The 26,220-nt window shown below is 59.1% G+C and carries 23 protein-coding genes and 4 tRNA genes; 15 read left to right on the top strand and 12 right to left on the bottom strand.

What is annotated here, in order from left to right:
- Position 1 precedes the first annotated feature (1 nt).
- Complete coding sequence (locus KGB28_RS10885) at positions 2–2,158, top strand: mechanosensitive ion channel domain-containing protein (RefSeq protein ID WP_223444873.1); 2,157 nt, start codon at positions 2–4, stop codon at positions 2,156–2,158.
- A gap of 18 nt (positions 2,159–2,176) precedes the next feature.
- Here the strand turns inward: KGB28_RS10885 and KGB28_RS10880 are convergent, their stop codons facing one another.
- Positions 2,177–2,890 (bottom strand): UTRA domain-containing protein, encoded by a 714-nt coding sequence (locus tag KGB28_RS10880; RefSeq protein WP_150724580.1) that lies wholly within the window; start codon positions 2,888–2,890, stop codon positions 2,177–2,179.
- Positions 2,891–3,252: 362 nt separating this feature from the next.
- Between KGB28_RS10880 and KGB28_RS10875 the strand changes: the two genes are divergently transcribed.
- The 6 genes from KGB28_RS10875 (at position 3,253) to KGB28_RS10850 (ending at position 8,614) form a co-directional block, all read left to right on the top strand.
- Positions 3,253–4,317, top strand: coding sequence for an ABC transporter substrate-binding protein (locus KGB28_RS10875; protein ID WP_223444866.1), 1,065 nt, complete (start codon positions 3,253–3,255; stop codon positions 4,315–4,317).
- Positions 4,318–4,504: 187 nt separating this feature from the next.
- On the top strand, positions 4,505–5,311 hold the full coding sequence (locus KGB28_RS10870) for an alkaline phosphatase family protein (RefSeq protein ID WP_223444864.1): 807 nt from the start codon (positions 4,505–4,507) through the stop codon (positions 5,309–5,311).
- A 5-nt stretch (positions 5,312–5,316) separates the two neighbouring features.
- A complete protein-coding gene (locus KGB28_RS10865) occupies positions 5,317–6,153 on the top strand; it encodes an ABC transporter permease (RefSeq protein ID WP_263296613.1) in 837 nt (278 codons plus the stop codon).
- Positions 6,140–6,940 carry an ABC transporter permease gene (locus tag KGB28_RS10860; RefSeq protein WP_223444854.1) on the top strand — a complete coding sequence of 267 codons (801 nt, stop codon included), beginning with the start codon at positions 6,140–6,142 and terminating at the stop codon, positions 6,938–6,940. Before KGB28_RS10865 ends, KGB28_RS10860 begins: the two co-directional genes overlap by 14 nt.
- A complete protein-coding gene (locus KGB28_RS10855; protein ID WP_150724575.1) occupies positions 6,937–7,926 on the top strand; it encodes an ABC transporter ATP-binding protein in 990 nt (329 codons plus the stop codon). The genes KGB28_RS10860 and KGB28_RS10855 overlap by 4 nt, the downstream gene beginning before the upstream one ends.
- A gap of 34 nt (positions 7,927–7,960) precedes the next feature.
- Positions 7,961–8,614 carry an HAD family hydrolase gene (locus KGB28_RS10850; RefSeq protein ID WP_223444846.1) on the top strand — a complete coding sequence of 218 codons (654 nt, stop codon included), beginning with the start codon at positions 7,961–7,963 and terminating at the stop codon, positions 8,612–8,614.
- Between the two features lie 112 nt (positions 8,615–8,726).
- Here KGB28_RS10850 and KGB28_RS10845 read toward each other — a convergent pair whose 3' ends face one another.
- Positions 8,727–9,689, bottom strand: coding sequence for a zinc-binding dehydrogenase (locus tag KGB28_RS10845; protein ID WP_223444844.1), 963 nt, complete (start codon positions 9,687–9,689; stop codon positions 8,727–8,729).
- 138 nt (positions 9,690–9,827) lie between these two features.
- Here KGB28_RS10845 and KGB28_RS10840 point away from each other — a divergent pair, with 138 nt between their 5' ends.
- From KGB28_RS10840 to KGB28_RS10830, 3 genes are all read left to right on the top strand, one after another.
- A complete protein-coding gene (locus tag KGB28_RS10840; protein WP_191624999.1) occupies positions 9,828–11,909 on the top strand; it encodes a carboxy terminal-processing peptidase in 2,082 nt (693 codons plus the stop codon).
- A gap of 146 nt (positions 11,910–12,055) precedes the next feature.
- Positions 12,056–13,846, top strand: coding sequence for a bifunctional diguanylate cyclase/phosphodiesterase (locus tag KGB28_RS10835; protein WP_223444842.1), 1,791 nt, complete (start codon positions 12,056–12,058; stop codon positions 13,844–13,846).
- Between the two features lie 159 nt (positions 13,847–14,005).
- On the top strand, positions 14,006–16,795 hold the full coding sequence (locus KGB28_RS10830; RefSeq protein WP_223444840.1) for an RHS repeat domain-containing protein: 2,790 nt from the start codon (positions 14,006–14,008) through the stop codon (positions 16,793–16,795).
- A 90-nt stretch (positions 16,796–16,885) separates the two neighbouring features.
- On the opposite strand, the gene KGB28_RS10825 is transcribed toward KGB28_RS10830, so the two are convergent.
- The 6 genes from KGB28_RS10825 to KGB28_RS10800 form a co-directional block, all read right to left on the bottom strand.
- Positions 16,886–17,293 (bottom strand): sel1 repeat family protein, encoded by a 408-nt coding sequence (locus KGB28_RS10825; protein WP_223444838.1) that lies wholly within the window; start codon positions 17,291–17,293, stop codon positions 16,886–16,888.
- Positions 17,294–17,665, bottom strand: coding sequence for a hypothetical protein (locus KGB28_RS10820; RefSeq protein WP_007898892.1), 372 nt, complete (start codon positions 17,663–17,665; stop codon positions 17,294–17,296).
- Positions 17,662–18,003 carry a helix-turn-helix transcriptional regulator gene (locus KGB28_RS10815; protein ID WP_150724569.1) on the bottom strand — a complete coding sequence of 114 codons (342 nt, stop codon included), beginning with the start codon at positions 18,001–18,003 and terminating at the stop codon, positions 17,662–17,664. Before KGB28_RS10815 ends, KGB28_RS10820 begins: the two co-directional genes overlap by 4 nt.
- Before the next feature lie 114 nt (positions 18,004–18,117).
- Positions 18,118–18,573: a YkvA family protein gene (locus KGB28_RS10810; protein ID WP_150724568.1), complete on the bottom strand. Its 456-nt coding sequence runs from the start codon at positions 18,571–18,573 to the stop codon at positions 18,118–18,120.
- Positions 18,574–18,865: 292 nt separating this feature from the next.
- Complete coding sequence (locus KGB28_RS10805; RefSeq protein WP_223444831.1) at positions 18,866–19,582, bottom strand: FKBP-type peptidyl-prolyl cis-trans isomerase; 717 nt, start codon at positions 19,580–19,582, stop codon at positions 18,866–18,868.
- Between the two features lie 127 nt (positions 19,583–19,709).
- Entirely contained in the window at positions 19,710–19,850 is a 141-nt protein-coding gene (locus KGB28_RS10800) for a hypothetical protein (RefSeq protein ID WP_223444829.1), read from the bottom strand.
- Between the two features lies 1 nt (position 19,851).
- Here KGB28_RS10800 and KGB28_RS10795 point away from each other — a divergent pair, with 1 nt between their 5' ends.
- A complete protein-coding gene (locus KGB28_RS10795) occupies positions 19,852–21,654 on the top strand; it encodes a di-heme-cytochrome C peroxidase (RefSeq protein ID WP_223444827.1) in 1,803 nt (600 codons plus the stop codon).
- A 28-nt stretch (positions 21,655–21,682) separates the two neighbouring features.
- Positions 21,683–22,819: a catalase family protein gene (locus KGB28_RS10790; protein WP_223444825.1), complete on the top strand. Its 1,137-nt coding sequence runs from the start codon at positions 21,683–21,685 to the stop codon at positions 22,817–22,819.
- Positions 22,820–23,009: 190 nt separating this feature from the next.
- Here the strand turns inward: KGB28_RS10790 and KGB28_RS10785 are convergent.
- The 4 genes from KGB28_RS10785 to KGB28_RS10770 form a co-directional block, all read right to left on the bottom strand.
- Positions 23,010–23,086, bottom strand: a tRNA-Asp gene (locus tag KGB28_RS10785).
- 19 nt (positions 23,087–23,105) lie between these two features.
- Positions 23,106–23,181: transfer RNA gene (locus tag KGB28_RS10780), tRNA-Val, on the bottom strand.
- A 198-nt stretch (positions 23,182–23,379) separates the two neighbouring features.
- Positions 23,380–23,456: transfer RNA gene (locus KGB28_RS10775), tRNA-Asp, on the bottom strand.
- 19 nt (positions 23,457–23,475) lie between these two features.
- A tRNA-Val gene (locus KGB28_RS10770) sits at positions 23,476–23,551 on the bottom strand.
- 159 nt (positions 23,552–23,710) lie between these two features.
- Here KGB28_RS10770 and rdgC point away from each other — a divergent pair.
- From rdgC to sugE, 3 genes are all read left to right on the top strand, one after another.
- Positions 23,711–24,631: a recombination-associated protein RdgC gene (gene rdgC / locus KGB28_RS10765; RefSeq protein ID WP_007969735.1), complete on the top strand. Its 921-nt coding sequence runs from the start codon at positions 23,711–23,713 to the stop codon at positions 24,629–24,631.
- Between the two features lie 147 nt (positions 24,632–24,778).
- Entirely contained in the window at positions 24,779–25,744 is a 966-nt protein-coding gene (locus KGB28_RS10760; protein WP_150753361.1) for a bile acid:sodium symporter family protein, read from the top strand.
- A 144-nt stretch (positions 25,745–25,888) separates the two neighbouring features.
- Entirely contained in the window at positions 25,889–26,203 is a 315-nt protein-coding gene (gene sugE / locus KGB28_RS10755; protein WP_007977599.1) for a quaternary ammonium compound efflux SMR transporter SugE, read from the top strand.
- The last annotated feature ends 17 nt before the right edge of the window (positions 26,204–26,220 follow it).

The raw sequence follows: 26,220 nt of genomic DNA, 5'->3' as shown, positions 1-26,220 counted from the left end.
AGTGTTCGCTCGTCTTTTTGCCCTCCCGTGTATTGTCCTTGTCTGCCTGATGACGCTGCTGTCAGTGGCGCCTGCCCAGGCCGCCGGCCTGCCAGGCCTGCTCAACAACCAGGCCAAGGCGCAGCCCGAAGCACAGGAACCGCTGGGGCAATCCCTGGACGAAGTGATCAAGTCACTGGAAAACGACCAGCAACGCAGCAAGCTGCTGGCCGACCTGAAAAAGCTCCGTGACACCACCAAACAGGCCCAGCCGATTACAGAAGAAGGCGTGCTGGGCCTGATTGGCGGAACCCTGGCCACTATCGAGAAGAAGTTTACCGGCGACGACAGCCCGCTCACGCGCTGGTCCAGTGAGTTCGATCAGGCCAAGGAGGAACTGGTGGCGCTGGCGCTGCCGGCCAATGAATGGCTGCCCATGCTGTTCGCCTTTGCCATGATCCTGATGGTCTGGAGCCTGCTGGCCGCCGTCCTGATCTGGATCAGCCACCGTGTGCGGATGCGTTTCGGCCTGACCGAAGAACTGCCGCAGCACCCCCGGGCCCTCGACATGTTGCGTTTTGCGCTGCGCAAACTCGGGCCGTGGCTGATTGCCCTGGTGATCACGGTCTACATGAGCTACGCCCTGCCCTCGTCCCTGGGCAAGAGCCTGGCGATGGTGCTGGCCTATGCACTGGTGGTCGGCACCTGCTTCTCGGCCATCTGCGTGATTGCCTTTTCCCTGCTCGACGGCCCGCATCGTCACCGCGCCCTGTACATCCTGCGGCACCAGGCGTTTCGGCCACTGTGGCTGATCGGCAGCTTCGCGGCGTTTGGTGAAGCCCTGAGCGATCCGCAACTGGTCAACAGCCTCGGCAGCCATCTGGCCCACACCGCCGCGACGGTTGCCAATGTCCTGGCCGCGCTCTCCACGGGGCGCTTCATCCTGCGCTTCCGCCGGCCGATCGCCCACCTGATCCGCAACCAGCCGCTGTCCCGACGCCTGACCCGCCGCGCCCTCAACGACACCCTGTCGATTCTCGGCACCTTCTGGTACGTGCCGGCGCTGGTGCTGGTGGCCATCTCCCTGTTCGCGACGTTCATTTCCGCCGGCGACACCAGCACTGCCCTGCGCCAGTCGCTGATCTGTACCGTCTTGCTGGTGCTGTGCATGGTCATCAACGGCCTGGTACGCCGCCATGGCCTCAAACCCCAGCGCGGTATCCGGCGCTACGCCGTGTATTCGGAACGGCTGAAAAACTTCTTCTACACCATCGTCCACCTGTTGGTGTGGCTGGCCTTTATCGAACTTGGCCTGCGGGTCTGGGGCATGTCGTTGATCCGCTTTACCGAAGGCGACGGCCACGAAGTCAGTGTCAAACTGTTCAGCCTCGCCGGCACATTGCTGTTCGCCTGGCTGATCTGGATTCTCAGTGACACCGCCGTGCACCACGCCCTCACCCGCTCGCGCAAAGGCCTGGCCAATGCCCGCGCGCAGACGATGATGCCGCTGATCCGCAATGTGCTGTTCATAGCGATTTTCATCATCGCGCTGATTGTCGCCCTGGCGAACATGGGCATGAACGTCACGCCACTGCTGGCCGGTGCCGGCGTGATCGGCCTGGCCATCGGTTTTGGTGCGCAGTCGCTGGTAGCCGACCTGATTACCGGGTTGTTCATCATCATCGAAGACTCCCTGGCCATCGACGACTACGTGGATGTCGGCGGCCACCTCGGCACGGTCGAAGGCCTGACCATCCGCACCGTGCGCCTGCGGGACATCGACGGCATCGTCCACACCATTCCGTTCAGTGAAATCAAGAGCATCAAGAACTACTCCCGGGAATTCGGCTACGCGATCTTCCGGGTAGCCGTGCCCGCCAGCATGGACATCGACAACGCAATCAAACTGATGCGCGAAGTCGCCCAGAAAATGCGCACCGATCCGTTGCAGCGACGCAATATCTGGTCGCCGCTGGAATTTCAGGGGGTGGAAAGTTTCGAGTCGGGCAACGCGATCCTGCGCGCCCGCTTCAAGACCGCGCCAATCAAGCAGTGGGAAGTGTCGCGAGCATTCAACCTGTCGCTCAAGCGGCACATGGATGAAGCCGGACTGGATCTGGCGACACCGCGGATGAGTATTCAGGTGATTACCGCGGGTGGTGGCCCGCAGAATGAATAACCTCCTACGAAAGCAGCGTCAGACAACATCTACCCCGACATGAATCGCATCATGCCGCCAGAACTCCAGGTCGCAGTCGATCAGGCGTTCATGCTGGTCATAGTTGACCCGGGCAATCCGCAGGCCCGGGCTGCCCACCGACACCTTCAACGCCGCCGCCGCATCCACCGACAACGCCGTGGGCACAATCTCGAAGCGCACCCGCCCGTAGTGCAAATCGTAATGCCGCGCATACAACTCGGTGATCGACTGATTCAAATCGAAATCGAGGATCCCGGGAAAGTACTGCGGGTTCAGATAGTGCTCCACATACAGCACCAGCCGCCCATCGATCCGCCGTGAGCGGCAGATCTGAATCACGCTCGACAGCGCGGGCAATTGCAGCCAGGCACACACCGCCGCCGATGCCGGTTGCAATCGCGCCGAAATCACCTCGGTGGACGGCACTCGCCCCTGGGCGCTGACCATCGCGTGAAAGTGGCTGCGCTGCATGAGGTTGTACGCCAGGCGTGGCGGCGAGACGAACCAGCCGCGACGCTCTTCACGATAAATCTGCCCCTGTGACTCCAACTGCAACAACGCTTCACGCAAAGTGATCCGCGTGGTGCCGAACAATTCACTGAGCTTGCGCTCGGCCGGCAATTTGCTGCCGGGAGTCAACAATCCATGGTCGATCTGCTCCTGAAGCACCTGGCCGATGGCTGTTACCGCTTTGGTTGCCTCTTCACGCATCAATGTTTCCTATCTGGACTAGGCCAGAACCAATTCAGGGCAGAACCGCAACAAAAACCGGCTCATTCGATAGTCTGCAAGCGTAGGCAGCGCAGATGACCGAGATGTGACAAAACGACCCAACGGTCGCCATTCGTGACTTCAAGAACCTGCAATACATCGGCCAAGTCCCTTGCCCGCCGGGGCTTTGACCATGGTCTACGCTTAGCAGGCCACCCGCGATACCGCTCAACAAAAAGTCATCCCGGGCGACGAACGACATCAAAGTGTCATCCAGCCCCCTTAAATTGGCTCAGGTATTGCTGACCTAGACCAACACAAACCGCAATCGCAGCGTTGAACACGCCCCAAGGAGCTTTGGAATGAAACAGTTTTTCCTGGCATCACTGTTAGGCTCGACCATTGCAATGTGCACCGCCGCCATGGCGGCCGATGATCTGAAAACCCTGGAAGCCGCTGCGAAAGCGGAAGGCGCCGTCAACAGCGTCGGCATGCCCAATGACTGGGCCAACTGGGCTGGCACCTGGAAAGACCTGAGCGACAAGTACGGCCTCAAGCACATCGACACCGACATGAGCTCGGCCCAGGAGATCGCCAAGTTCGCCGCGGAAAAAGACAACGCCAGCGCCGACATCGGCGACGTCGGTGCCGCGTTCGGCCCGATCGCGGTCAAGCAAGGCGTGGTCCAGCCTTACAAGCCTTCGACCTGGGATCAGGTTCCAGCCTGGGCCAAGGACAAGGACGGCAACTGGGCACTGGCCTACACCGGTACCATCGCTTTCATCGTCAACAAGAAGTTGCTGCACGGTTCCGAAGCCCCAACCAAGTGGGCTGACCTCAAGGGCGGTAAATACAAGGTCTCCATCGGCGACGTGAGCACCGCAGCCCAGGCCGCCAACGGCGTACTGGCCGCAGCACTGGCCAACGGTGGCGACGAGAAAAACCTCAAGCCTGCCCTGGATCTGTTCGCCGACATCGCCAAGCAAGGTCGCCTGTCGATGTCCAACCCGACGATTGCCACCATGGAAAAAGGCGAAATCGAAGTCGGCGTGGTCTGGGACTTCAACGGCCTGAGCTACAAGGCCAAGATGGCCAACCCGGATGACTACGTGGTGCTGATCCCGTCCGACGGTTCGGTGATCTCCGGCTACACCACCATCATCAACAAGTACGCGAAAAACCCGAATGCCGCCAAGCTGACCCGCGAATACATCTTCAGCGACGCCGGCCAGATCAACCTGGCCAAGGGCAACGCCCGTCCGATCCGTGCCGAACACCTGACCCTGCCAGCCGAGGTACAGGCCAAGCTGCTGCCTAACGAGCAGTACAAGAAAGTGACGCCGATCAAGGATGCGGACGCCTGGGAAAAGACCTCCAAGGCCCTTCCTCAGAAGTGGCAGGAAGAAGTCATCATCAATATGCAGTAACCGGGTAGATCCCCATTTCGGGATCTGATGGAGATCCAAATGTGGGAGCGGGCTTGCTCGCGAAAGCGGTGTGTCAGTCGACATCAATGCTGGATGTCAATCCGCATTCGCGAGCAAGCCCGCTCCCACAGGGGGACTGAGTTGACCTGGCTTTTCCTGATTCCTGATACACGGAGTTTTTGCCCCTATGAAGCACAACGTCATCCTTGTCGTGCTCGACGGCCTCAACTACGAGGTCGCCCGCCACGCCATGGGGCACCTGCAGGCTTACGTCGGCGCCGGACGCGCCGCACTCTACAAACTGGAGTGCGAGTTGCCAGCCCTGTCCCGCCCGCTATACGAATGCATCCTGACCGGCGTTGCGCCCATCGACAGCGGCATCGTCCACAACAACGTCTCGCGCCTGTCCAACCAGCGCAGCATCTATCACTACGCCACCGACGCAGGTCTTGTCACCGCGGCGGCGGCCTATCACTGGGTCAGCGAGCTGTACAACCGTTCGCCCTTCGTGGCGGCCCGGGACCGTCACACCGATGACCCGCAACTGCCGATCCAGCACGGGCATTTCTACTGGAACGATCACTACCCGGACTCGCACCTGTTCGCCGACGCCGAAAGCCTGCGCCTGCGCCATGTGCCGGACTTTTTGCTGATCCACCCGATGAACATCGACGATGCCGGGCACAAGCACGGCCTCGACACCCCGCAGTACCGCAACAGCGCCCGCTCGGCCGACATCATCCTGGCCGACTACCTGCAAGGCTGGCTCGATGCCGGTTATCAGGTGCTGGTCACCGCCGACCACGGCATGAACAACGACCGCTCCCACAACGGCCTGCTGCCGGAAGAACGTGAAGTGCCGCTGTTCGTGCTCGGTGACGCGTTCAGCCTCGACGCCGGTGCCGCGCCGAAACAGACCGAGATCTGCGGCACCGTCTGCCAGTTGCTCGGCGTGCCCCACGACAAACCGGTCTGCCGGGAGCTGTTGAAGTGAATACCATGAGCCGCAGTAAATGGCTGGCAGCCTTATGCCTGGTCCCGTTCGCGCTGTTCTTCATCGTGTTCGAAATCGCACCGCTGACCTGGGTGATGATCAACAGCCTGCAATCGGAAGAATTCGGCTGGGGCCTGGCCAACTTCAGCAAAATCTTCAGCTCGAAGTTTTACCTGCAGGCCATCCAGTACAGCCTTGAGATCAGCTTCTGGTCCAGCGTGCTGGGGATCGTCATCGCGATTCTGGGCGCCTATTCCCTGCACCGGGTCGATTCGAAACTGCGCAACTTCGTCAACGCCTTCGCCAACATGACCAGCAACTTCTCCGGTGTGCCCCTGGCCTTTGCGTTCATCATTTTGCTCGGCTTCAACGGCAGCTTCACCATCATGCTCAAGCAGGCCGGAATCATTCAGGACTTCAACCTGTACTCGAAAACCGGGCTGATCATCCTCTACACCTACTTCCAGATTCCCCTCGGCGTACTGTTGCTGTACCCGGCCTTCGATGCCTTGCGCGAAGACTGGCGTGAGTCCGCCTCGCTGCTTGGCGCGAGCGGCTGGCAATTCTGGCGGCACATCGGATTGCCGGTGTTGACGCCGGCACTGCTGGGCACCTTCGTGATCCTGCTGGCCAACGCCCTCGGTGCCTACGCCACGGTGTACGCCTTGACCACCGGCAACTTCAACGTGCTGCCGATCCGCATCGCGGCGATGGTGTCCGGTGACATCTCCCTGGACCCGAACCTGGCCAGCGCCCTGGCCGTGGTGCTGGTGGCCTTGATGACCCTGGTGACCATCGTGCATCAGTTGCTGCTGAAGAGGAGCTACCATGTCTCGCGCTGAACTGGGACCCGCCGGTGTCTACCACCGCGTCGTGGTGTACCTGCTGTTTGCCATCCTGCTGTTGCCGCTGGCCGGCACGCTGATCTACTCGATCGCCAGCAGTTGGTCGGCGACCATTCTGCCCAGCGGTTTCACCCTCAAGTGGTACATCCAGCTGTGGAGCGATCCGCGCTTCCTGCATGCGTTCGGGCAATCGCTGCTGGTCTGCGTCGGCTCGCTGATTCTTTCGGTGGTGCTGATTCTGCCGCTGCTGTTCGTGGTGCATTACCACTTCCCGAAACTCGACGCGCTGATGAACATCCTGATCCTGCTGCCCTTCGCCGTACCGCCGGTGGTGTCGTCGGTGGGGCTGTTGCAGCTCTACGGTTCCGGACCGTTCGCCATGGTCGGGACGCCCTGGATCCTGATCGGTTGCTACTTCACCGTGGCGCTGCCGTTCATGTACCGGGCGATCACCAACAACCTGCAGGCGATCAACCTGCGCGACCTGATGGACGCCGCCCAGTTACTCGGCGCCAGCACCTTTCAAGCCGCCTTCCTGGTGGTGCTGCCGAACCTGCGCAAGGGCTTGATGGTGGCACTGCTGCTGTCGTTCTCGTTCCTGTTCGGTGAGTTCGTGTTTGCCAACATCCTGGTCGGCACCCGCTACGAAACCCTGCAGGTCTACCTCAACAACATGCGCAACAGCAGCGGTCATTTCACCAGTGCGCTGGTGATTTCCTATTTCTTCTTTGTGCTGGTTCTGACCTGGATTGCCAATATCTTGAACAGGGACAAAAGCGAATGAGCTATGTCAGCGTCCAACATCTTCAGAAAAGCTTCGCTGGCACCACCGTGTTCAGCGACATCAATTGCGAAATCCAGAAAGGTGAGTTCGTCACCCTGCTCGGCCCGTCCGGTTGCGGCAAATCCACCCTCCTGCGCTGCATTGCCGGCCTGACTTCGGTGGATGGCGGTAAAATCCTGCTCGATGGCGCCGATATCGTGCCGGTGAGCCCGCAGAAACGCGGGATCGGCATGGTATTCCAGAGCTATGCCCTGTTCCCCAACATGACCGTGGAACAAAACGTCGCCTTCGGCCTGCGCATGCAAAAGGTCAATGCCGATGACAGCCGCAAACGCGTCGCCGAAGTGCTGAAATTGGTGGAGCTCAATGACTTTGCCGCGCGTTACCCGCATCAGCTCTCGGGGGGGCAGTGCCAGCGCGTCGCCCTCGCCCGCTCCCTGGTGACCCGGCCACGCCTGTTGCTGCTCGACGAACCGTTGTCGGCCCTCGACGCGCGGATTCGCAAGCATCTGCGTGAGCAGATTCGTCAGATCCAGCGCGAACTGGGCCTGACCACGATTTTCGTCACACATGATCAGGAAGAAGCCCTGACCATGTCCGACCGGATTTTCCTGATGAATCAGGGAAAAATCGTACAAAGCGGCGACGCCGAAACCCTCTATACCGCACCGGTGGATGTGTTCGCCGCCGGTTTCATCGGCAACTACAACCTGTTGGATGCCGACAGCGCTTCGAAGCTGTTGCAGCGACCGATCAGTAAGCGCATCGCCATTCGCCCGGAAGCCATTGAACTGAGCCTTAACGGCGAACTGGACGCGCAGATTCGCAGCCACAGCCTGCTGGGCAACGTGATTCGCTACCGGGTCGAAGCCCGAGGCGTGGAATTGGTGGTGGATGTGCTGAACCGCTCGGCGGCCGACCTGCATCCCGATGGTCAGCGGCTGGCGCTTTCCATCGATCCGACGGCCCTGTGTGAGGTAGCCTGATGCCTTTGCTGACGCTGAAGAGAGAACCGCACTGATGGCCCTGGCAATTTTTGATCTGGACGAAACCCTGATCCACGGCGACTGCGCCTCACTGTGGAGCGAGCAAATGGTCCGCCTCGGCTGGGTCGATGGCGAATCGTTCCTGCGTCGCGACAAGGAATTGATGGATGCCTACGGCCGGGGCCATCTGGCCATGGAGGACTACATGGCCTTCAGCCTGGAACCGTTGATTGGTCGTACGCCTGAAGAAGTCGCGCACCTGGTTGGTCCGTGGGTGGAGGACTACATCGAGCCGATCATTTTCAGTGACGCCACCAAAGCCATCGCCGCCCATCGCAAGGCCGGCGACCGGATTTTGGTGATCTCCGCTTCGGGCACCCATCTGGTCGGCCCCATCGCTGAGCGCCTGGGCATCGACGAGATTCTCGGTATCGAACTGGAAGTGACTCATGGCGTTTACAGCGGCCATACCGTCGGCACCCTGACCTACCGCGAAGGCAAGATCACTCGCTTGCTGGAGTGGCTGGATGCAGAAGAGGAAAACCTTGAAGGCGCGAGTTTCTATTCCGACTCTCGCAATGACCTGCCGCTATTGCTTAAGGTGGATTTCCCCCACGCGGTCAACCCGGATCCGGTGTTGCGCGAGCAGGCTGAAAAGGCTGGCTGGCCGATCCATACCTGGAAATAACGCAAGCTCCCTGTGGGAGCGGGCTTGCTCGCGAAGGCGTCGAATCAGTCAATACATCGTTGAATGACACACCGCTTTCGCGAGCAAGCCCGCTCCCACAGGTTCAGTGTTGTCAGCTCAGGCTTTCATCTATCACCAACACCACCTTCCCCGCCACGGTATTACTCGCCATCTCGGCAAACGCTGCCTCGGCATCCTTGATCGGGAATGTCCTGGCCAGTTGCGGGCTCAAGCGCCCCTCGGCGAACAACGGCCACACGTGCTGGCTCAGATCACTGAACAGATCCGCCTTGAATTGATCGTCACGGCTGCGCAAGGTCGAGCCCAGCAACTGCACGCGCTTGGCCAGCACCTGGGCCAGATCGAGTTTGGCCTCGCGGCCGCCCATCAGACCGATCAACACCCAACGTCCGTCCTGCGCCAGCAGCTTGAGGTTCAACGCCGCGTAATTGCCGCCCACCGGGTCGAGAATCACGTCGAACGGCCCCAGATCCCGCAGGCTCTCCAGATCACCGCTGCGTACTACGCCGCCCTGGGCGCCCAGCGCTTCGCAGTACGCCAACCGCTCGGCGGAGCCAACACTGACCCAACACGGGTTGCCGAAGGCCTTGCACAGCTGAATGGCCGCTGAACCAATTCCACTTGCCCCGGCATGCAGAAGAACTTTCTGACCCGGTTTGAGCGCAGCCAGTTGAAACAGATTCAGCCAGACAGTTGCATAAACCTCGGGCAATGCAGCCGCTTCGACCAGTGACATTCCGTCGGGAACCGGCAGCACGTGCCGCCCGTCGACAACCACCTCTTCGGCCATCCCGCCCCCGGCCAGCAAGGCGCAAACCCGATCGCCAATCTGCCAGGAGGATCCGGCGCCAACCTCGCTGATCACGCCCGAGCACTCTAGACCAAGCACTTGGCTAGCCCCCGGTGGCGGCGGATAAAGGCCTGCCTTCTGCAATAAATCGGCGCGATTGAGACCCGCTGCCGACACTCGGATACGAACTTGTCCTACATCGCATGCAGGACTCGGCTCATCAACCCACACCACTCGACCGTCAACGCCTTGCAATGCTTTCACAGTGCCTCCATAGTGAGTCTGGACTGAGCCCGAAGCTATAGCGCCGGGCTTTTTGCATTATGCGACCGGCTCCCAAAGAACCGGCGACTTCAAAGACGGCCTAATATGCGTTATCAATTGTCCCCGCGTCGAATCAGCATGAAGCATCTGTTCCCCAGCACTGCCCTCGCCTTATTCATCGGTATCGGCTTGCTGCCGATGTCGAGCAATACTTTCGCAGCCAATAGCTGGGACAAGCTTCAACCCGATCGTGACGAAGTGATCGCCAGCCTGAACGTCGTGGAGTTGCTCAAGCGCCACCACTACAGCAAGCCGCCACTCGATGACGCACGCTCGGTGATCATCTACGACAGCTACCTCAAGCTGCTGGATCCGTCGCGCAGCTACTTCATGGCCAGCGACATTGCCGAATTCGACAAGTGGAAGACGCAGTTCGACGATTTCCTCAAGAGCGGCGACCTGAACGCCGGGTTCACCATCTACAAGCGCTACCTGGACCGCGTAAAGGCGCGTCTGGACTTCGCCCTTGCCGAGCTGAACAAGGGCGTCGACAAGATCGACTTCACCACCAAGGAAACCTTGCTGATCGACCGCAAGGACGCCCCTTGGCTCAAATCCACCGCAGAACTTGACGACCTGTGGCGCAAACGCGTCAAGGACGAAGTCCTGCGTCAGAAGATCGCCGGCAAGGATTCCAAGCAGATCCAGGAAACCCTGACCAAGCGCTACAAGAACCAGTTGGCGCGCCTGGACCAGACCCGCGCAGAAGACATCTTCCAGGCGTACATCAACACCTTCGCCATGTCCTACGACCCGCACACCAACTATCTGTCGCCGGATAACGCGGAGAACTTCGACATCAACATGAGCCTGTCCCTCGAGGGCATCGGCGCCGTGTTGCAGAGCGATAACGACCAGGTGAAAGTCGTGCGCCTGGTGCCGGCAGGTCCGGCGGACAAGACCAAGCAGGTCGCACCGGCCGACAAGATCATCGGCGTTGCCCAGGGCAACAAGGAAATGGTCGATGTAGTGGGCTGGCGCCTGGACGAAGTGGTCAAGCTGATCCGTGGTCCGAAGGGCACCGTGGTGCGCCTGGAAGTCATCCCGGCCAGCAACGCGCCGAACGACCAGACCACCAAGATCGTGCCGATCACCCGTGAAGCGGTGAAGCTTGAAGATCAGGCCGTGAAAAAATCGGTCTTGAACCTGAAGCAGGACGGCAAGGACTACAAGCTCGGCATTATCGAAATCCCGGCGTTCTATCTGGACTTCAAGGCCTTCCGTGCTGGCGACCCGGATTACAAGAGCACCACCCGCGACGTCAAGAAACTGCTGACCGAGTTGCAGAAAGAGAAAGTCGACGGCGTGGTCATCGACCTGCGCAACAACGGCGGCGGTTCCCTGCAAGAGGCCACCGAGCTGACCAGCCTGTTCATCGACAAAGGCCCGACCGTGCTCGTGCGTAACGCCGATGGCCGCGTCGATGTCCTGGAAGATGAAAACCCGGGCGCGTTCTACAAAGGCCCGATGGCGTTGCTGGTCAACCGTCTGTCCGCCTCGGCTTCGGAGATTTTTGCCGGCGCCATGCAGGACTACCACCGCGCATTGATCATCGGCGGTCAGACCTTCGGCAAAGGCACCGTGCAGACCATTCAGCCGCTCAACCATGGCGAACTGAAACTGACCCTGGCCAAGTTCTACCGGGTTTCCGGGCAGAGCACCCAGCATCAGGGCGTCTTGCCGGACATCGATTACCCGTCGCTCATCGACACCAAGGAAATCGGTGAAAGCGCCCTGCCGGAAGCCATGCCATGGGACACCATCAAGGCGGCGATCAAGCCTGCGCTCGACCCATTCAAGCCGTACATTTCGCAGCTCCAGTCCGAGCATGACGTGCGTACGGCCAAGGATGCGGAGTTCGTGTTCATCCGCGACAAGCTGGCCCTGGCGCAGAAGCTGATGACCGAGAAAACCGTCAGCCTCAATGAAGTCGAGCGTCGTGCCCAGCACGCCGACATCGAAGCCAAACAGCTGACCATGGAAAACATCCGTCGCAAGGCCAAGGGCGAAGAACCGCTCAAAGAGCTGAAGAAAGAAGACGAGGACGCTATTGCGGCCGAGGATGACAAGACCAAACCGGAAGACGACGCCTACCTCAGCGAAACCGGGCGTATTCTGCTGGACTACCTGAAACTCAACACAGCAGTGGCCAAGCACTGAGTTTTCACAAGCAACTGATGGCAATTTAATGTTGACGCTCCCCGGAGCGTCATCAAACAGTCATCACTCTGTCGTGAAATAAAGGACCGGGCGTGCTCTTTTTACCAAGGGCACGCCCGGTCCTTTTTTTATCGCCAGAGATCGCCATGACCACAACCGAACAGCTGAGTGCCTTGAGCTCGATCCTGAGTCAAAGCGGTTTGCACAGCCTGTTCCAACCGATCATCAGCCTCTCTGAGCGGCGCATTCTCGGCTACGAAGCCCTCAGTCGCGGCCCCTCCAACAGCCCACTGCACTCCCCTGTCGCCCTGTTCGCCGTCGCCCGCCAGGCCGGACGCCTGAGCGAGCTGGAAATTGCCTGCCGTGAAAGCGCTTGCCGACGCTTCAATGAGCAACAACTGCCTGGCATGTTGTTCCTCAACGTATCCCCGGAGTCCCTGCTCGAAGCGGCCCATCAACCGGGGCGCACCCTGCAATTGCTGCAGGACTTCGGCATTGCGCCGAGTCAGGTGGTCATCGAGCTCACGGAACAGACGCCGACGGATGACTTCCAGCTGTTGCAAACCGCCCTGCATCACTATCGGGCGATGGGGTTTTCGATTGCACTGGATGATCTGGGGGCGGGCTATTCGAGTTTGCGCTTGTGGTCCGAACTGCGGCCCGATTACGTGAAAATCGACCGGCACTTCATTGACGGTATTCATCAGGACGCGCTCAAGCGCGAGTTCGTCGGCTCGATCCTGCAAATCGCCAAGGCCTCGCGGGCGCAAGTCATCGCCGAAGGTATCGAGCTCCACGAAGAACTCACGGTGCTGACCGAAATGGGCGTGGACCTGGTGCAGGGCTATCTGCTCTGCCGCCCCCAGGAACACCCGCCACGGGATGCCCGGGCATTGATGCCCCGACAGGACAGCAGCGCCGTTGTCCTGAGCGAAGACGGCAGCGACCTCAGCGCCCTGCTCAACGAGCTGCCCGCGGTGAACCGGGACACCCCGACCGCCACGGTGCTCGAAGCCTTTCGTCGCCAGGCCAACCTGAACTCGCTGGCAGTCCTGGATGAACAGGGTCAGCCCTGCGGCATCGTCCATCGTCATTCGCTCTCCGACGCCCTGCTCAAGCCCTTTGCCACCGACCTGTTCGCCCGCAAGCCCATCAGCCGCCTGATGAACGATGACTTCCTCGCCGTCGAACTGAGCCAGTCCCTGCAACAAGTCAGCCGCCTGATCACCAGCCGTGCCCGCCAGCGCATCGAAGAAGACTTCATCATCACCCTCAACGGCGGTTATCTGGGGTTGGGCCGGGTAATTGACGTGCTCAAGCTGATCACCGAACTGAAGATCCAGCAGGCCCGCTATGCCAACCCGCTGACCTTGCTTCCGGGCAACGTGCCGATCCAGCAATGCCTGACGCGGCTGCTGCAACAGCGACGGGAATCGGTGATCTGCTACGTGGACATTGATAGCTTCAAACCCTTCAACGACATCTATGGCTATGGTCGCGGCGACGAAGTCCTGCTGTGCCTGGCGCAATGCCTGAACGACCGCGTCGACCCGTCCCGCGACTTTGTCGGCCATATCGGCGGCGATGATTTCCTACTGGTGCTCAGCCCGGAAGACTGGCGCAAACGCTTGAACCAGTTGCTCGACGACTTCCAGAGCCAGTGCCGGCGCTTCTACCGCAGCGAACACCTGGAAGCTGGCTGTTTCATCGCACCGAATCGCCAGGGTCAGCGCCAGGAGTTTGCGCTGTTGTCGCTGTCGATCGGCGTGGTGCATTTGCATCCACAGGCCTGTGGACAACTCGATGCGAGCCAGTTGGCCGAGATGGCATCACAGGCCAAGCACCATGCGAAGAATGTGCAGGGCTATAGCGTGCATGTGATTGATAGCCTGGTGGTACGGGCTATCGAAGAATCACGGGTTGCCGGGCAACGTTGATGTCCATGACCGGCATCCCCCTCTCCCCGAGGTTTGGAAGAAGTGGTGGATCGCACTACAGTGTGCTCAGACCGATCTGGTAGAAAAGAACTGCGTCTGGCAGATCTTGCTATCCAGAATTCTAGCGGTCTGACACTTTCCGCCAGCGAGGGATTACGCATGCGCAGCACTGATGAGGATTTACACCGGAACACCCCACTGATCACGTCGATAGATAACCGCGGACTTGCGGTGCGCACCATCGACTATCACCGTCTCCCAGGCTCACCGACGGTTACCGAAGCACGAATTACCCGCCGCAGTTTTGATTCCCGAGGTCATCTGACCCAGAGTATTGACCCGAGGCTGTACGCCCTCAAGCAGTCGTATACCAGGGTGAAACCGAACTTCACCTACCTGACCAGCCTGACCGGTAGCGTGACAGGCACTGACAGCGTGGACTCCGGCAACGCAGTCACACTGAACGACAGCGCAGGCCGGCCGGCACTGGCCGTCAATGCCACGGGTGTCATGCGTACCTGGCAGTACGAAGAAAACACGCTATCTGGCCACTTGCTGGGTATCACCGAACAAGTTTCCGGCCAGGAACCTTGTATCACGGAACGCTTTGTCTGGGCCGGCAACAGTCCGGTAGAGCAAGACTTGAATCTGGCCGGGCAACGCGTTTGTCATTACGACACGGTCGGACTCAGCAAAACCGAGAGTATGACGTTAACCGGCCGGCCTCAGTCGGTTACACGGCAACTGTTGCCGGATGACGCAGGTGCCGATTGGCAGGGCAACGGGGAATCCGACTGGAATGGCCATCTGGCGCCAGAAGCCTACGTCACGAAGAGTACCGCAGATGCCACCGGCATGGTGCTGACCACCACAGACGCGATGGGGCATGTTCAGCGATTGGCCTATGACGTGACCGGCCTGTTACAAGGCAGTTGGCTGACACTGAAAGGAGGGGTGGAGCAGATTATCGTGAAATCCCTGACATACTCGGCGACAGGGCAGAAGCTACGGGAAGAACATGGCAATGGAGTGCTGACCACCTATACGTATGAACCGCAAACGCAACGCCTTACCGGTATCAGGACAGAGCGTCCCCTCGGCCACGCAGGCGGTGCAAAAGTTCTGCAAGACCTGCGCTACATGTATGACCCTGTTGGCAACGTGCTGCGCATCACCAATGATGCCGAAGCTACCCGGTTCTGGCGCAATCAAAAAATAGTCCCGGAAAACACCTGCACTTACGACAGCCTCTACCAACTGATCAGCGCCACCGGCCGGGAAACAGTCGCAATCACACAGCAGAAAAACAGCCAGCCTGGCCTCTCCGGCCCCCTTCCCACAGACCAGAGCAACTTCACCGCCTATACCCGTCACTACACTTATGATGATGGTGGCAACCTGACCCAGATCCGCCACTGCGCTCCGGCCTTAAATCATAATTACACCACCCGTATAACGGTCTCCAATAGTAGTAACCGCGCAGTGCTGGACAGTCTGACCACCGACCCTGCGCAAGTAGAAAAGTATTTCAGCATCGGCGGACATCAGCACCAGTTGCAACCAGGGCAGCAACTTGTCTGGACAGGGCGCGGCGAATTACTGCAAGTGACTCCAGTCACTCGTGATGGCGAACCCAGTGATAACGAACGATATCGCTACGGTGCGGACAGCCAGCGGGCAATAAAGATCAGCACGCAAAAAACCGCAGGCAGCCAGCAGATACAGCGCGTGGTGTACCTGCCAGGGCTTGATCTGCGCAGCACGATAAGCGGCAGCGCGAAAGAAGAAAGCGTGCATGTCATAACGCTGGGCGAGGCTGGACGAGCCCAGGTGCGGATGCTGCACTGGGAAAGTGGCAAACGGGATACCGCCAGCAACGACCAGCTCCGATACAGCTACACCAACCTGGTGGGTAGCAGCGGACTGGAGATCGACGGAGCCGGGAACATAATCAGCCTGGAAGAATACTACCCATATGGCGGCACCGCCGTATGGACATCACGAAGCCAGATTGAAGCCGATTACAAAACCCACCGCTACTCAGGCAAAGAGTGCGATGCCACAGGCTTGTATTACTATGGCTATCGCTATTATCAGCCTTGGGCGGGGCGCTGGTTAAGTTCGGATCCGATGGAAACGGTGGATGGATTGAACTTGTATCGGATGGTGAGAAACAACCCGCTGACTTTTGAAGATATAGATGGGCGGATGATCAGGCGTGAGCGTGATAATAGCCCTACCGAAAACCAATCTTTGGTAAACCATCCTTCACAAGAAAATGCGCTTGCACCGACACAACCCTCTCTCTCTCTCGTAGAATCTCTTACCACACAACTACTCACAAGCGAGCCTGAGAACAACCGTTTGTTTGAACCTCTTGAAAAATCAATGGAGCAGTTGCAACTAGCGGTCGGAGCCAATGGGGATAACGTCATTTCGGTTTCGGCAGACATAGGTGATCGCGATCCTATCGATGGAGGTGGTTATGGAGCAATTTATGAAAGCAAGGATGGCAGGCATGTTTACAAAAAATTCCATGGCGTGAGAGACGCCATTGAAATCCCCTCTTATGTAAAACCCGAAGAAAGAGGCTTTAACACCTATTACGGACCAGGCTCTGCAACAGCAATTATTGAGAACGGCAGCGCCTATCTTAAGATGATAAAACTAGACGGAATCCCACTGAACAGAATTAAAGAAAACACTTTGCCCGCACACGCTGCAGATGCACTACTAGATGCATTTCATGAAATGGAAAAAAAAGATCTCTACCATCAAGATATACAAGGCAAAAACTTTCTTTACTCCGAAAAATACAACAAAATCTACCCAGTAGACATGGAAGCGCATCCTTATGATATCGCTCAATACACAATCCGTGCATACAACAGCAACAAGACAAGGGTACTCAATGAATTCTCACGACTAATAAATAATCAGGACAGGTGAGTCTGGTGTAACTCAGACCCGATCTGACAGTTGCCGAAGGGCTCCCCACGGCTGTCAGGTCAACCTGTTTGCTTGTCGAAACCTGAGAAATCAGTGACCAAGATGATGAGCCTGCAATGCGTGCAACTTGATCGGAGCCAACGGATGCCCGGCCTTCGCCGCGATTTCCCAGAATCGCGCCGCTTCGACCGGGTCCGGTGCCTTGCTCGCCGTCCCGGCCAGACTGATCACGCCCACTTGATACGCCGCCTTGCCATCGCCCGCCAAGGCCGCCAGGCGCAATAAACGCACGCCCTCCTCACGAGCACCGAGGCCGACGCCGCGAAACGTCAGGATGTGCCCATAGAAGCTCTGAGCGCCGACATCGCCCAGGTTGGCCATGCGTGCGAACTGGCCTTCGAGCCAGCGCCAGCCGCGTGGCTGACGGACAAACCATGGCCAGTGAAACAATCGGCGCGCGAGCCAGTAACCGGCCCGCGCCTTGAGTTGTAAAAACATTCAGGCCTCGGCCGATTCCGGGTATTCGTACTCGAACACCCGCACCACTTCCGAAGCATGCCAGGACGCGGCGGCAACGCCGTCCGACGGCCCGGAAAAACGCCCGAGACGCTCGACACATTCAAAGAATCCGGTGCGCGGCAAGCGGCTGGCGCCCTGACTGATCACCAGTGAACTGCGCAATGGCTGCTCCGCCCTGGCGTCCAGGGCCGCCAGATGCTCAAGGGCCGCCGTCAGGGTTTGCATGGCCGGAGTCGGCAACTGCAAACGTTCCAGTAATGCCCGATACGTCAACAGATGGCGCTGGCGACGCGCCTGATCCAGTTCGCCCAGCAATCCGTCCCAATGTTGACGACTGATGCGTACGCTCACGATTCATCCCTCCACCCCGGCACCGTCAATTCCCAGGCCAGGCTGCGACGAATCGCGGCGTCGGGCAGACGCTCGCCACTTTCGATCATGGCCAGGTAAGACGGGCTGATGCCTACCGTGCGGGCCAGCGCCTCGATGGCGATGCCCTTCCCTTCGCGCAAACTGCGTAGTTGATCCAGACCCGGAAGAATCGCGTCTGGTGTTGCCGCCTGAAGCTTCGTGGCTTGAGGCGACGCTTGCTCCTTGACCCCCGCTGCTTTCAGTAACGCCTGATACTGAGCCCATGGCAGAACCGCATATTCGGGCTCGCCTTCGCGTGTAATTATCTGAATATCCATGACTACCCCGTAGGACAACAACACTTAGCGAGTCGGCACTTTTCCCTAGAAGTGTAATCCTAACAGCGGCCAAGGTCGCGGGGGGCATCAATCTGTGAACAGGTCAAAATCGACTCAGTGTTTTTTCGGGCCTTGAAGTTGCAGTTGCTCGGGGGTATCAGGCAAACGCTCGACCACCGCGAGCTTCTCCGGCACCTGCCGTTTGCGCCAGGCGCGGAAGGCATTGAGCTCGTCATCGAGCACTTTCATCAGCCATGCCAGTACGGCGATGTCATCCAGCATGCCGAACACTGGAATGAAATCCGGGATCGCATCCAACGGACTGAGGAAATACATCAGGCCCGCGACAACCGAAACCAGCGCCTTGGGGCTGATGGCTCGATACTCACCACGCCAGTAGGCCAGGCAGAGTGCCTGCAACAGCTTCAAGTCGTCCTTGAGCTTGCCCAGTCGATAGCCCTGGCTCGCGCCTTTGCTGGCAACCGCGAACAACAGCGTCGGCAATCGGCCACGTGCCAGCAGGCGTCCGGCCAGTGGCAGGAAACGAGCGAAATTCCAGGGTATTTTCATCATTCCTCCCATTGAAATGTTATCCACACAAATTGTGGATAACCTTGTGAACAGAGCTGCTTTTCACCGCTGTAAGGCCCGTTTTACAAGGCCTGCGTTCAGATCGGGCGTTTTTTACTCATCAAAAAAAACCTATAATTTCATTGACTTGGCGGTCTTGTACGACTACCGCCGACGCTACTATGCCTAAGACTCCGGCCTAGAGCGTCTGTTCGTTTTGTTTACCCGTACCGAACGCCAGATGCAACAACGCCCCGCATAAGCGAGGCGTTGTTATCGAAGCAGACGCTGGTTACTGGGCAGCGGCGTCTTCTTTTGCCGGATCCTTGATGGCCAGCAGTTCCAGGTCGAATACCAGCACCGAGTTGGCCGGAATCGCCGGGCTTGGGCTTTGAGCGCCGTAAGCCAGGTCAGCAGGGATGTACAGTTTGTACTTCTCGCCAACGTGCATCAGTTGCAGGCCTTCGACCCAACCCGGGATCACACCGCTGACCGGCAGATCGATCGGGCTGCCGCGCTCGACGGAGCTGTCGAATACGGTGCCGTTGGTCAGCTTGCCGGTGTAGTGAACGGTCACCACGTCAGTCGCCTTTGGCTGAGGGCCATCGGCTTTCTGCACGACTTCGTACTGCAAGCCCGAAGCGGTGGTGGTCACGCCGGCTTTCTTGGCGTTTTCTTCGAGGAATTTCTTGCCGGCAGCGGCCGACTCTTCGCTCATCTTGGCCATGCGCTCTTCGGCACGCTTTTGCAGTGCGGCGAACGCCTCGACCAATTCTTCGTCTTTGAGCTTCTGCTCTTTCTTGCCGACGGCGTCTTCGATGCCCTGGGCTACAGCTTTGGAATCCAGGTCATCCATGCCTTCCTGAGCCAGGCTCTTGCCCATGTTCAGGCCAATGCCGTAGGAAGCTTTTTGCGCCGGAGTTTTCAGCTCTACGCTGGTCTGCGAATCACAACCCGCAAGTACCAGGCCAACCAGGGCTACCGCCGCCGCCAACCGATGCTGTTTCATGCTATTTCCTTGTTCATGCGCCTAAAGGGCAATCGAGTAAAGCCGCGAGCTTATCAGGCCGCCACGACCAATGGCTACCGGCATGAGAGCCGGAAACAATTGATAAGTTCAGGTGTTTAAACGCATTTCACAATTCGGCTGATGAAGCTTCTTTCATCTTGTTCCGACGCAGGCTCATTCCTGAACCTACAATATCTGGCGTAATGGCCTCTTGCCGCACCTTGGGTGCTCGGGCATAACGGCATGCTAATTCAACAAGGATGTTCATCTTGCGCCTCTTCTTTCGCTTGCTGGTTCTCATCGCAGTACTGCTCGGGCTGGTCATGGCCGTGGTTCTTTATTACGTCGCCAACCCGAAATTGCCGGCCTGGTCGCCTGCACAACAGGTGCATTACCTGGAGCAATGGAGCGCCGCCGATCGCGAGACCTATTACTTCACACCCCAGGGCACTCAGGTCAAAGGCTTGCGCTACGACTGGTTCACCGCCCTCGAACTGCCTTTCTCGCAGCAACGTTTCGCTGCCCCCGAATACCTCGCCCGCTTCGGTTTTCTGGTAGACCCCGGCCAGAAGCCGACACCGAACAACCCCGGCAACCTCCCCGCCGGCTTTACCCGGCACCAGAATACGGGGAGCCCGGATGTGTTTCTGGATATCACCTGCGCGGCTTGCCACACCGGTGAACTGCGTTTCAAGGGGCAAGCCGTGCGTATCGACGGTGGCTCGGCGCAGCATGTCCTGCCGTCCAGTGTTCCTACACTCAAAGGAGGCAGTTTCGGACAAGCTCTGGTGGCCAGTCTCGCCTCCACTTACTACAACCCGTGGAAATTCGAGCGCTTCGCACGCAACGTGCTCGGTCAGGACTACGAGACGCGCCACCCACAGTTGCGCAAAAATTTCAAATCTTCACTGGATACGTTCCTCAAGGTGGCCTGGAACGACACCCATCGCGGGCTCTATCCGACCGAGGAAGGCCCGGGACGCACAGACGCCTTCGGGCGCATCGCCAACGCCAGCTTCGGTGATGCGATTTCCCCCGACAACTACCGCGTGGCCAATGCCCCGGTGGATTATCCGCAGTTGTGGGACATGTGGACGTTCGAATGGGTGCAGTGGAACGGCTCGGCGAAACAACCGATGGCCCGCAACATCGGCGAAGCGCTGGGCGTCGGCGCCACGCTGAATTTCTTCGACAAGAACGGCCAACCGCTGACGGGCGACGCCCGCTATCCCTCCAGTGTCCGCGTGCGCGACCTGCACCTGATCGAAGAAACCTTGCAACGGCTCTCACCTCCGACCTGGCCGGAAGATCTGTTGGGCGCGGTCGACAAACCCCTGGCAGCCAAGGGCCGCGCCCTGTTCGCCGAAAACTGCGCAGGTTGTCATGTACCGCGCACCAGCCAGGGCGAGGGGCGATACGTCCAGCACCTGAAAATGCTTCCAGTGGATTACATCGGCACAGACCCCGGCGCGGCCAACAACATCGCCGACCATCGATTCGACCTCACTGCGTTGCAATGGAACCAGGCGGAACTGGAAAAGCTCGATGTCGAGCCAAAACCCGACGAACCGCTGGACCTGAGCAAGATGTCTGTGGCCAAGGGGCTGGCCTATGTCACGGCATTTGTCCGGGACCGCGCGTATCAAGACGCCAATGTCACCCCTGCCGAGCGTCCTGCAATGGACGGTTTCGGCCTGCCAATCGGCGTGCGCGAATTGCGTTCGTACAAGGCCAGGCCATTGGCGGGTGTATGGGCGACAGCGCCGTTCCTGCACAACGGCTCGGTACCGAGCCTTTATCAATTACTGTCGCCTCAGGATGAGCGTGCGACCACGTTCTATAAAGGCACTTTCGAATACGACCCGGGACACCTGGGTTACCGCACCGAAGCCTTTGCCAACGGTTTCCTGTTCGACACGCGAATCACCGGCAACCACAACAGCGGCCATGAATTCCGTGCCGGCAAACTCGGCAATGGCGTGATCGGCCGCGGGTTGCAGCCGCAAGAGCGTTGGGCATTGCTGGAATACCTGAAAGTGCTGGGCGGACCGCTGGAAGCGCAATTGCCATGACCACAGCCCCAGTCAAAAGGACGTTCCCATGCTGATAACTCTCTGGCTGCGCCTGGGCGCCTTCCTTGCCAGGCTGTTGCTGTGGTTGCTGGGTCTCGGCGTGCTGGGTTGGGCCCTGGCCAGCGCCTGGTTTGCCTTGCAGCATCGCGGGCCGGTCTCGGCGCAGGAGATGATTGCGGACGACGAAGCCGCGATGACCCAGGACATCATCCAGACCGCCGTACGCATCGTCGATCAGCACCGCGAAAGCACCCGCTACCTGCGCGACGCCCATGCCAAGGCCCACGGCTGTGTGAAGGCCGAAGTTCAGGTGCTGCCGGAACTGCCAGGCGAACTGCGCCAGGGCGTGTTCAGCGAGCCGGGTAAAACCTGGCAAGCGACGATGCGCCTGTCCAACGGCAATGCCTACCCGCAGTTCGACAGCATCCGCGACGCCCGGGGCATGGCGATCAAACTGTTCGATGTGCCGGGCAAGCAACTGATGAGCGACCGGCAGGGGCGAAGCGAACAGGACTTTGTGATGTTCAGCCACCCGAACTTCTTTGTCAGTAATGTCGCCGAATACCGTCAGAACGTCGCCGCCCAGGCCGACGGTAAAAAAATGATGGCCTTCTTCCCTGGCCGGGATCCACGCACCTGGCAGGTTCGCCACCTGTTCATTGCCCTGGCGACACTGGCCCCTGCCCCGTCGAGCCCGACCCAGACTACGTACTTTTCGGTTTCACCCTACAAATTCGGTGAAGCCAATGCGAAGTTCCGGGTGATGCCCGATCCGGACAGTTGCCCGGCCTACAACCTGCCGGAGCAAAATCGCAAGTTGCCGAACTTTCTGCGCAATGCGCTAAACCAACAGCTGTCGACCGACCGGGTGCCGGCGTGTTTCGCCTTGCAAATCCAGCGACAGGACGCCAACAAGTACATGCCGATTGAAGACACCAGTATTGAGTGGAGCGAGGGCGATGCGCCCTTCGAGACGGTGGCGCGGATCAAGGTTCCGGCGCAGGACTTCGATACACCGGCGCTGAACCTGCAATGCGACAACCAGTCGTTCAATCCCTGGTTCGGCGTCGAGGCGCACCGTCCGATTGGCGGGATCAATCGCCTGCGCAAGGCCGTGTATGAAGCCGTCAGCGACTACCGACACAGGCGCAATGCCGGACTGTAGGAGCGAGATTGCTCGCGAAGAAGCCATGGGCGCCGCTGGGTATCTGAATTTACGCGTTATCGTTCACGACCTTCGCGAGCTGGCTCGCTCCTACAGAGAGCGAGGAAAGCCAAATCCCGAACAGCAAAAAGCCCGCACAAGGCGGGCTTTCTGTGGTGACCTGGCGTTCAGTGTTCCAGGTTACCGAATATGGCGCAGCGGACGGGACTCGAACCCGCGACCCCCGGCGTGACAGGCCGGTATTCTAACCGACTGAACTACCGCTGCGCGTAGCGTTGAAAGTAAGTGGTGGGTGATGACGGGATCGAACCGCCGACATTCTGCTTGTAAGGCAGACGCTCTCCCAGCTGAGCTAATCACCCTTTACCTTCGTTGCGGGGCACATTATGCCACAGGTTTTTATAAAGTGTTGATTTATTTGAAGTTTTTTCAAAAAAATCTAAAAACCGGTGAAACGATGCAACCCACAGGAACAACAGTGAAACTTGAGGCAGAAAAAAACCCGCCTAAGCGGGCTTTTCCGTGGTGACCTGGCGTTCAGTGTTCCAGGTTACCGAATATGGCGCAGCGGACGGGACTCGAACCCGCGACCCCCGGCGTGACAGGCCGGTATTCTAACCGACTGAACTACCGCTGCGCGTAACACTTGAAACGAATGGTGGGTGATGACGGGATCGAACCGCCGACATTCTGCTTGTAAGGCAGACGCTCTCCCAGCTGAGCTAATCACCCTTCGCTTCGGTGTGGCGCGCATTCTACGGAGCGACCCAACCTCTGGCAAGCACTTTTTAAAATAATTTTCTCAGCCCTTCCAAAGGCTTAGAGAAAGGTTGGCCTATGGCACGGCGAAGACAATAATGCCCCCCTTTGTATAAAGGAGAGACTCACCCCATGTGGTTCAAAAACCTGCTTATCTATCGCCTGACCCAAGATCTGCCTGTTGATGCCGAGGCGTTGGAAACTGCACTGGCCACCAAACTGGCGCGCCCATGTGCAAGCCAGGAGTTGACCACCTACGGTTTCGTCGCGCCGTTCGGCAAAGGCGAAGATGCGCCACTGGTACACGTCAGCGGTGACTTCCTGCTGGTGTCCGCGCGCAAGGAAGAACGTATTTTGCCGGGCAGCGTCGTGCGTGACGCGGTCAAGGAAAAGGTCGAAGAGATCGAAGCCGAGCAAATGCGCAAGGTCTATAAGAAGGAGCGCGATCAGATCAAGGATGAAATCATCCAGGCCTTCCTGCCTCGCGCCTTTATCCGCCGCTCGTCGACCTTCGCCGCCATCGCGCCGAAACAGGGCCTGATCCTGGTCAACTCGGCCAGCCCGAAACGCGCCGAAGACTTGCTATCCACCCTGCGCGAAGTGATCGGCACCCTGCCGGTGCGCCCACTGACCGTGAAGATGTCCCCGACCGCGACCATGACCGAGTGGGTCACCACCCAGAAAGCCGCGGACGATTTCTTTGTGCTGGACGAGTGCGAACTGCGCGACACCCACGAAGACGGCGGCATCGTGCGCTGCAAGCGCCAGGACCTGACCAGCGAAGAAATCCAGCTGCACCTGAGCACCGGCAAAGTGGTCACCCAACTGTCCCTGGCTTGGCAGGACAAACTGTCGTTCGTCCTCGACGACAAAATGGTGGTCAAGCGCCTGAAGTTCGAAGACCTGCTGCAAGACCAGGCGGAACAGGACGGCGGCGACGAAGCCCTGGGCCAACTGGACGCCAGCTTCACCCTGATGATGCTGACCTTCGGCGACTTCCTGCCGGCACTGGTTGAAGCGCTGGGTGGCGAAGAGACTCCGCAGGGGATCTAAAAGCTTGTGATCTCAAACTGTGGGAGCGGGCTTGCTCGCGAAGGCGGAGTGTCAGTCGACATAGATACTGACTGATACTCCGCCTTCGCGAGCAAGCCCGCTCCCACATTTGGTTTTGTGGTGCTACTTAATAAAAGGGATCAGGCCATGCGCGCACTGGCTGCATTGAGTCGTTTTGTCGGCAACACCTTCGCTTACTGGGTACTGATTTTCGCTGTCGTGGCGTTTCTGCAGCCGGCATGGTTCCTCGGCCTCAAAGGCGCCATCGTGCCCTTGCTCGGGCTGGTGATGTTCGGCATGGGCCTGACCCTCAAACTCGAAGACTTCGCCGAAGTCGCTCGCCATCCATGGCGCGTGGCCCTGGGCGTGGTTGCACATTTCGTGATCATGCCCGGCGTGGCGTGGTTGCTCTGCCAGGTGTTCCACTTGCCGCCGGAAATCGCCGTCGGCGTGATTCTGGTCGGCTGCTGCCCAAGCGGCACCTCGTCGAACGTGATGACCTGGCTGGCCCGTGGCGACCTGGCGCTGTCGGTGGCCATCGCCGCCGTCACCACCCTCCTCGCCCCGCTGCTGACGCCAGCGCTGATCTGGCTGCTGGCCTCGGCCTGGTTGCCGGTATCGTTCATGGAGTTGTTCTGGTCGATCCTGCAAGTGGTGCTGTTGCCGATCGTGCTGGGCGTGGTTGCCCAACGGGTGCTCGGCGACAAGGTTCGCCACGCCGTGGACGTATTGCCGCTGGTGTCGGTGGTCAGCATCGTGATCATCGTCACCGCAGTGGTGGCCGCCAGCCAGGCGAAGATTGCCGAGTCCGGCCTGTTGATCATGGCCGTGGTCATGCTGCACAACAGCTTTGGCTACCTGCTGGGATACTTCACCGGGCGCCTGTTCAAGCTGCCTCTGGCCCAGCGCAAGTCCCTGGCCCTGGAAGTCGGCATGCAGAACTCCGGGTTGGGCGCCGCGTTGGCGAGTGCACACTTCTCGCCGCTGGCGGCAGTGCCAAGTGCATTGTTCAGCGTCTGGCACAACATTTCCGGGGCATTGCTCTCCACGTATTTCCGCCGCATGAGCGAGAAACAGGATCGGGAAATGGCGGCGCAACAGGTCAGTGACTGACTCGCGATCTTGATCCTCGATCTTGATCTGAAAACTTGATCCCCGGGTTAATGCTGGGCACTATATTGCCCAACGCGAGGACGACCTCGCGGCTCGATCGAGTCATTAATCAGGGGACGACCCCGTCAGACGATGGAGGTCTTCATGTCCTGGATCATTCTGTTTTTCGCCGGCCTGTTCGAAGTCGGCTGGGCCGTCGGCCTCAAGTACACCGACGGCTTCACCCGCCCGCTCCCCACTGTATTGACCGTTGCGGCCATGGCTATCAGCCTTGGCTTGCTCGGCCTTGCAATGAAGGAATTGCCGCTGGGTACAGCCTATGCAATCTGGACCGGTGTCGGCGCCGTTGGCACGGTGATCGCCGGGATCATTCTGTTTGGCGAATCCATGGCGCTGGTGCGGTTGGCGAGTGTGGCGTTGATCATTTCCGGGTTGGTTGGCCTGAAGGTCAGCGCTTAAGCCACCACCGCTTTCGC

Origin of the sequence: Pseudomonas sp. BF-R-19 (genome assembly GCF_019956445.1) — a bacterium.
GTDB lineage: Bacteria > Pseudomonadota > Gammaproteobacteria > Pseudomonadales > Pseudomonadaceae > Aquipseudomonas > Aquipseudomonas fluorescens_BH.
The sequence above is the reverse complement of the archived record's forward strand: the minus strand, read 5'-3'. Positions and strand labels throughout refer to the sequence as shown.

What these genes read in the sequence shown, in the direction of transcription:
- KGB28_RS10880 (WP_150724580.1), bottom strand. Translation starts at nt 2,890, where the DNA reads ATGCGTGAAGAGGCAACCAAAGCGGTAACAGCCATCGGCCAGGTGCTT.
- KGB28_RS10875 (WP_223444866.1), top strand. Translation starts at nt 3,253, where the DNA reads ATGAAACAGTTTTTCCTGGCATCACTGTTAGGCTCGACCATTGCAATG.
- KGB28_RS10870 (WP_223444864.1), top strand. Translation starts at nt 4,505, where the DNA reads ATGAAGCACAACGTCATCCTTGTCGTGCTCGACGGCCTCAACTACGAG.
- KGB28_RS10865 (WP_263296613.1), top strand. Translation starts at nt 5,317, where the DNA reads ATGAGCCGCAGTAAATGGCTGGCAGCCTTATGCCTGGTCCCGTTCGCG.
- KGB28_RS10860 (WP_223444854.1), top strand. Translation starts at nt 6,140, where the DNA reads ATGTCTCGCGCTGAACTGGGACCCGCCGGTGTCTACCACCGCGTCGTG.
- KGB28_RS10855 (WP_150724575.1), top strand. Translation starts at nt 6,937, where the DNA reads ATGAGCTATGTCAGCGTCCAACATCTTCAGAAAAGCTTCGCTGGCACC.
- KGB28_RS10850 (WP_223444846.1), top strand. Translation starts at nt 7,961, where the DNA reads ATGGCCCTGGCAATTTTTGATCTGGACGAAACCCTGATCCACGGCGAC.
- KGB28_RS10840 (WP_191624999.1), top strand. Translation starts at nt 9,828, where the DNA reads ATGAAGCATCTGTTCCCCAGCACTGCCCTCGCCTTATTCATCGGTATC.
- KGB28_RS10835 (WP_223444842.1), top strand. Translation starts at nt 12,056, where the DNA reads ATGACCACAACCGAACAGCTGAGTGCCTTGAGCTCGATCCTGAGTCAA.
- KGB28_RS10830 (WP_223444840.1), top strand. Translation starts at nt 14,006, where the DNA reads ATGCGCAGCACTGATGAGGATTTACACCGGAACACCCCACTGATCACG.
- KGB28_RS10825 (WP_223444838.1), bottom strand. Translation starts at nt 17,293, where the DNA reads ATGTTTTTACAACTCAAGGCGCGGGCCGGTTACTGGCTCGCGCGCCGA.
- KGB28_RS10815 (WP_150724569.1), bottom strand. Translation starts at nt 18,003, where the DNA reads ATGGATATTCAGATAATTACACGCGAAGGCGAGCCCGAATATGCGGTT.
- KGB28_RS10810 (WP_150724568.1), bottom strand. Translation starts at nt 18,573, where the DNA reads ATGAAAATACCCTGGAATTTCGCTCGTTTCCTGCCACTGGCCGGACGC.
- KGB28_RS10805 (WP_223444831.1), bottom strand. Translation starts at nt 19,582, where the DNA reads ATGAAACAGCATCGGTTGGCGGCGGCGGTAGCCCTGGTTGGCCTGGTA.
- KGB28_RS10800 (WP_223444829.1), bottom strand. Translation starts at nt 19,850, where the DNA reads ATGAACATCCTTGTTGAATTAGCATGCCGTTATGCCCGAGCACCCAAG.
- KGB28_RS10790 (WP_223444825.1), top strand. Translation starts at nt 21,683, where the DNA reads ATGCTGATAACTCTCTGGCTGCGCCTGGGCGCCTTCCTTGCCAGGCTG.
- rdgC (WP_007969735.1), top strand. Translation starts at nt 23,711, where the DNA reads ATGTGGTTCAAAAACCTGCTTATCTATCGCCTGACCCAAGATCTGCCT.
- KGB28_RS10760 (WP_150753361.1), top strand. Translation starts at nt 24,779, where the DNA reads ATGCGCGCACTGGCTGCATTGAGTCGTTTTGTCGGCAACACCTTCGCT.
- sugE (WP_007977599.1), top strand. Translation starts at nt 25,889, where the DNA reads ATGTCCTGGATCATTCTGTTTTTCGCCGGCCTGTTCGAAGTCGGCTGG.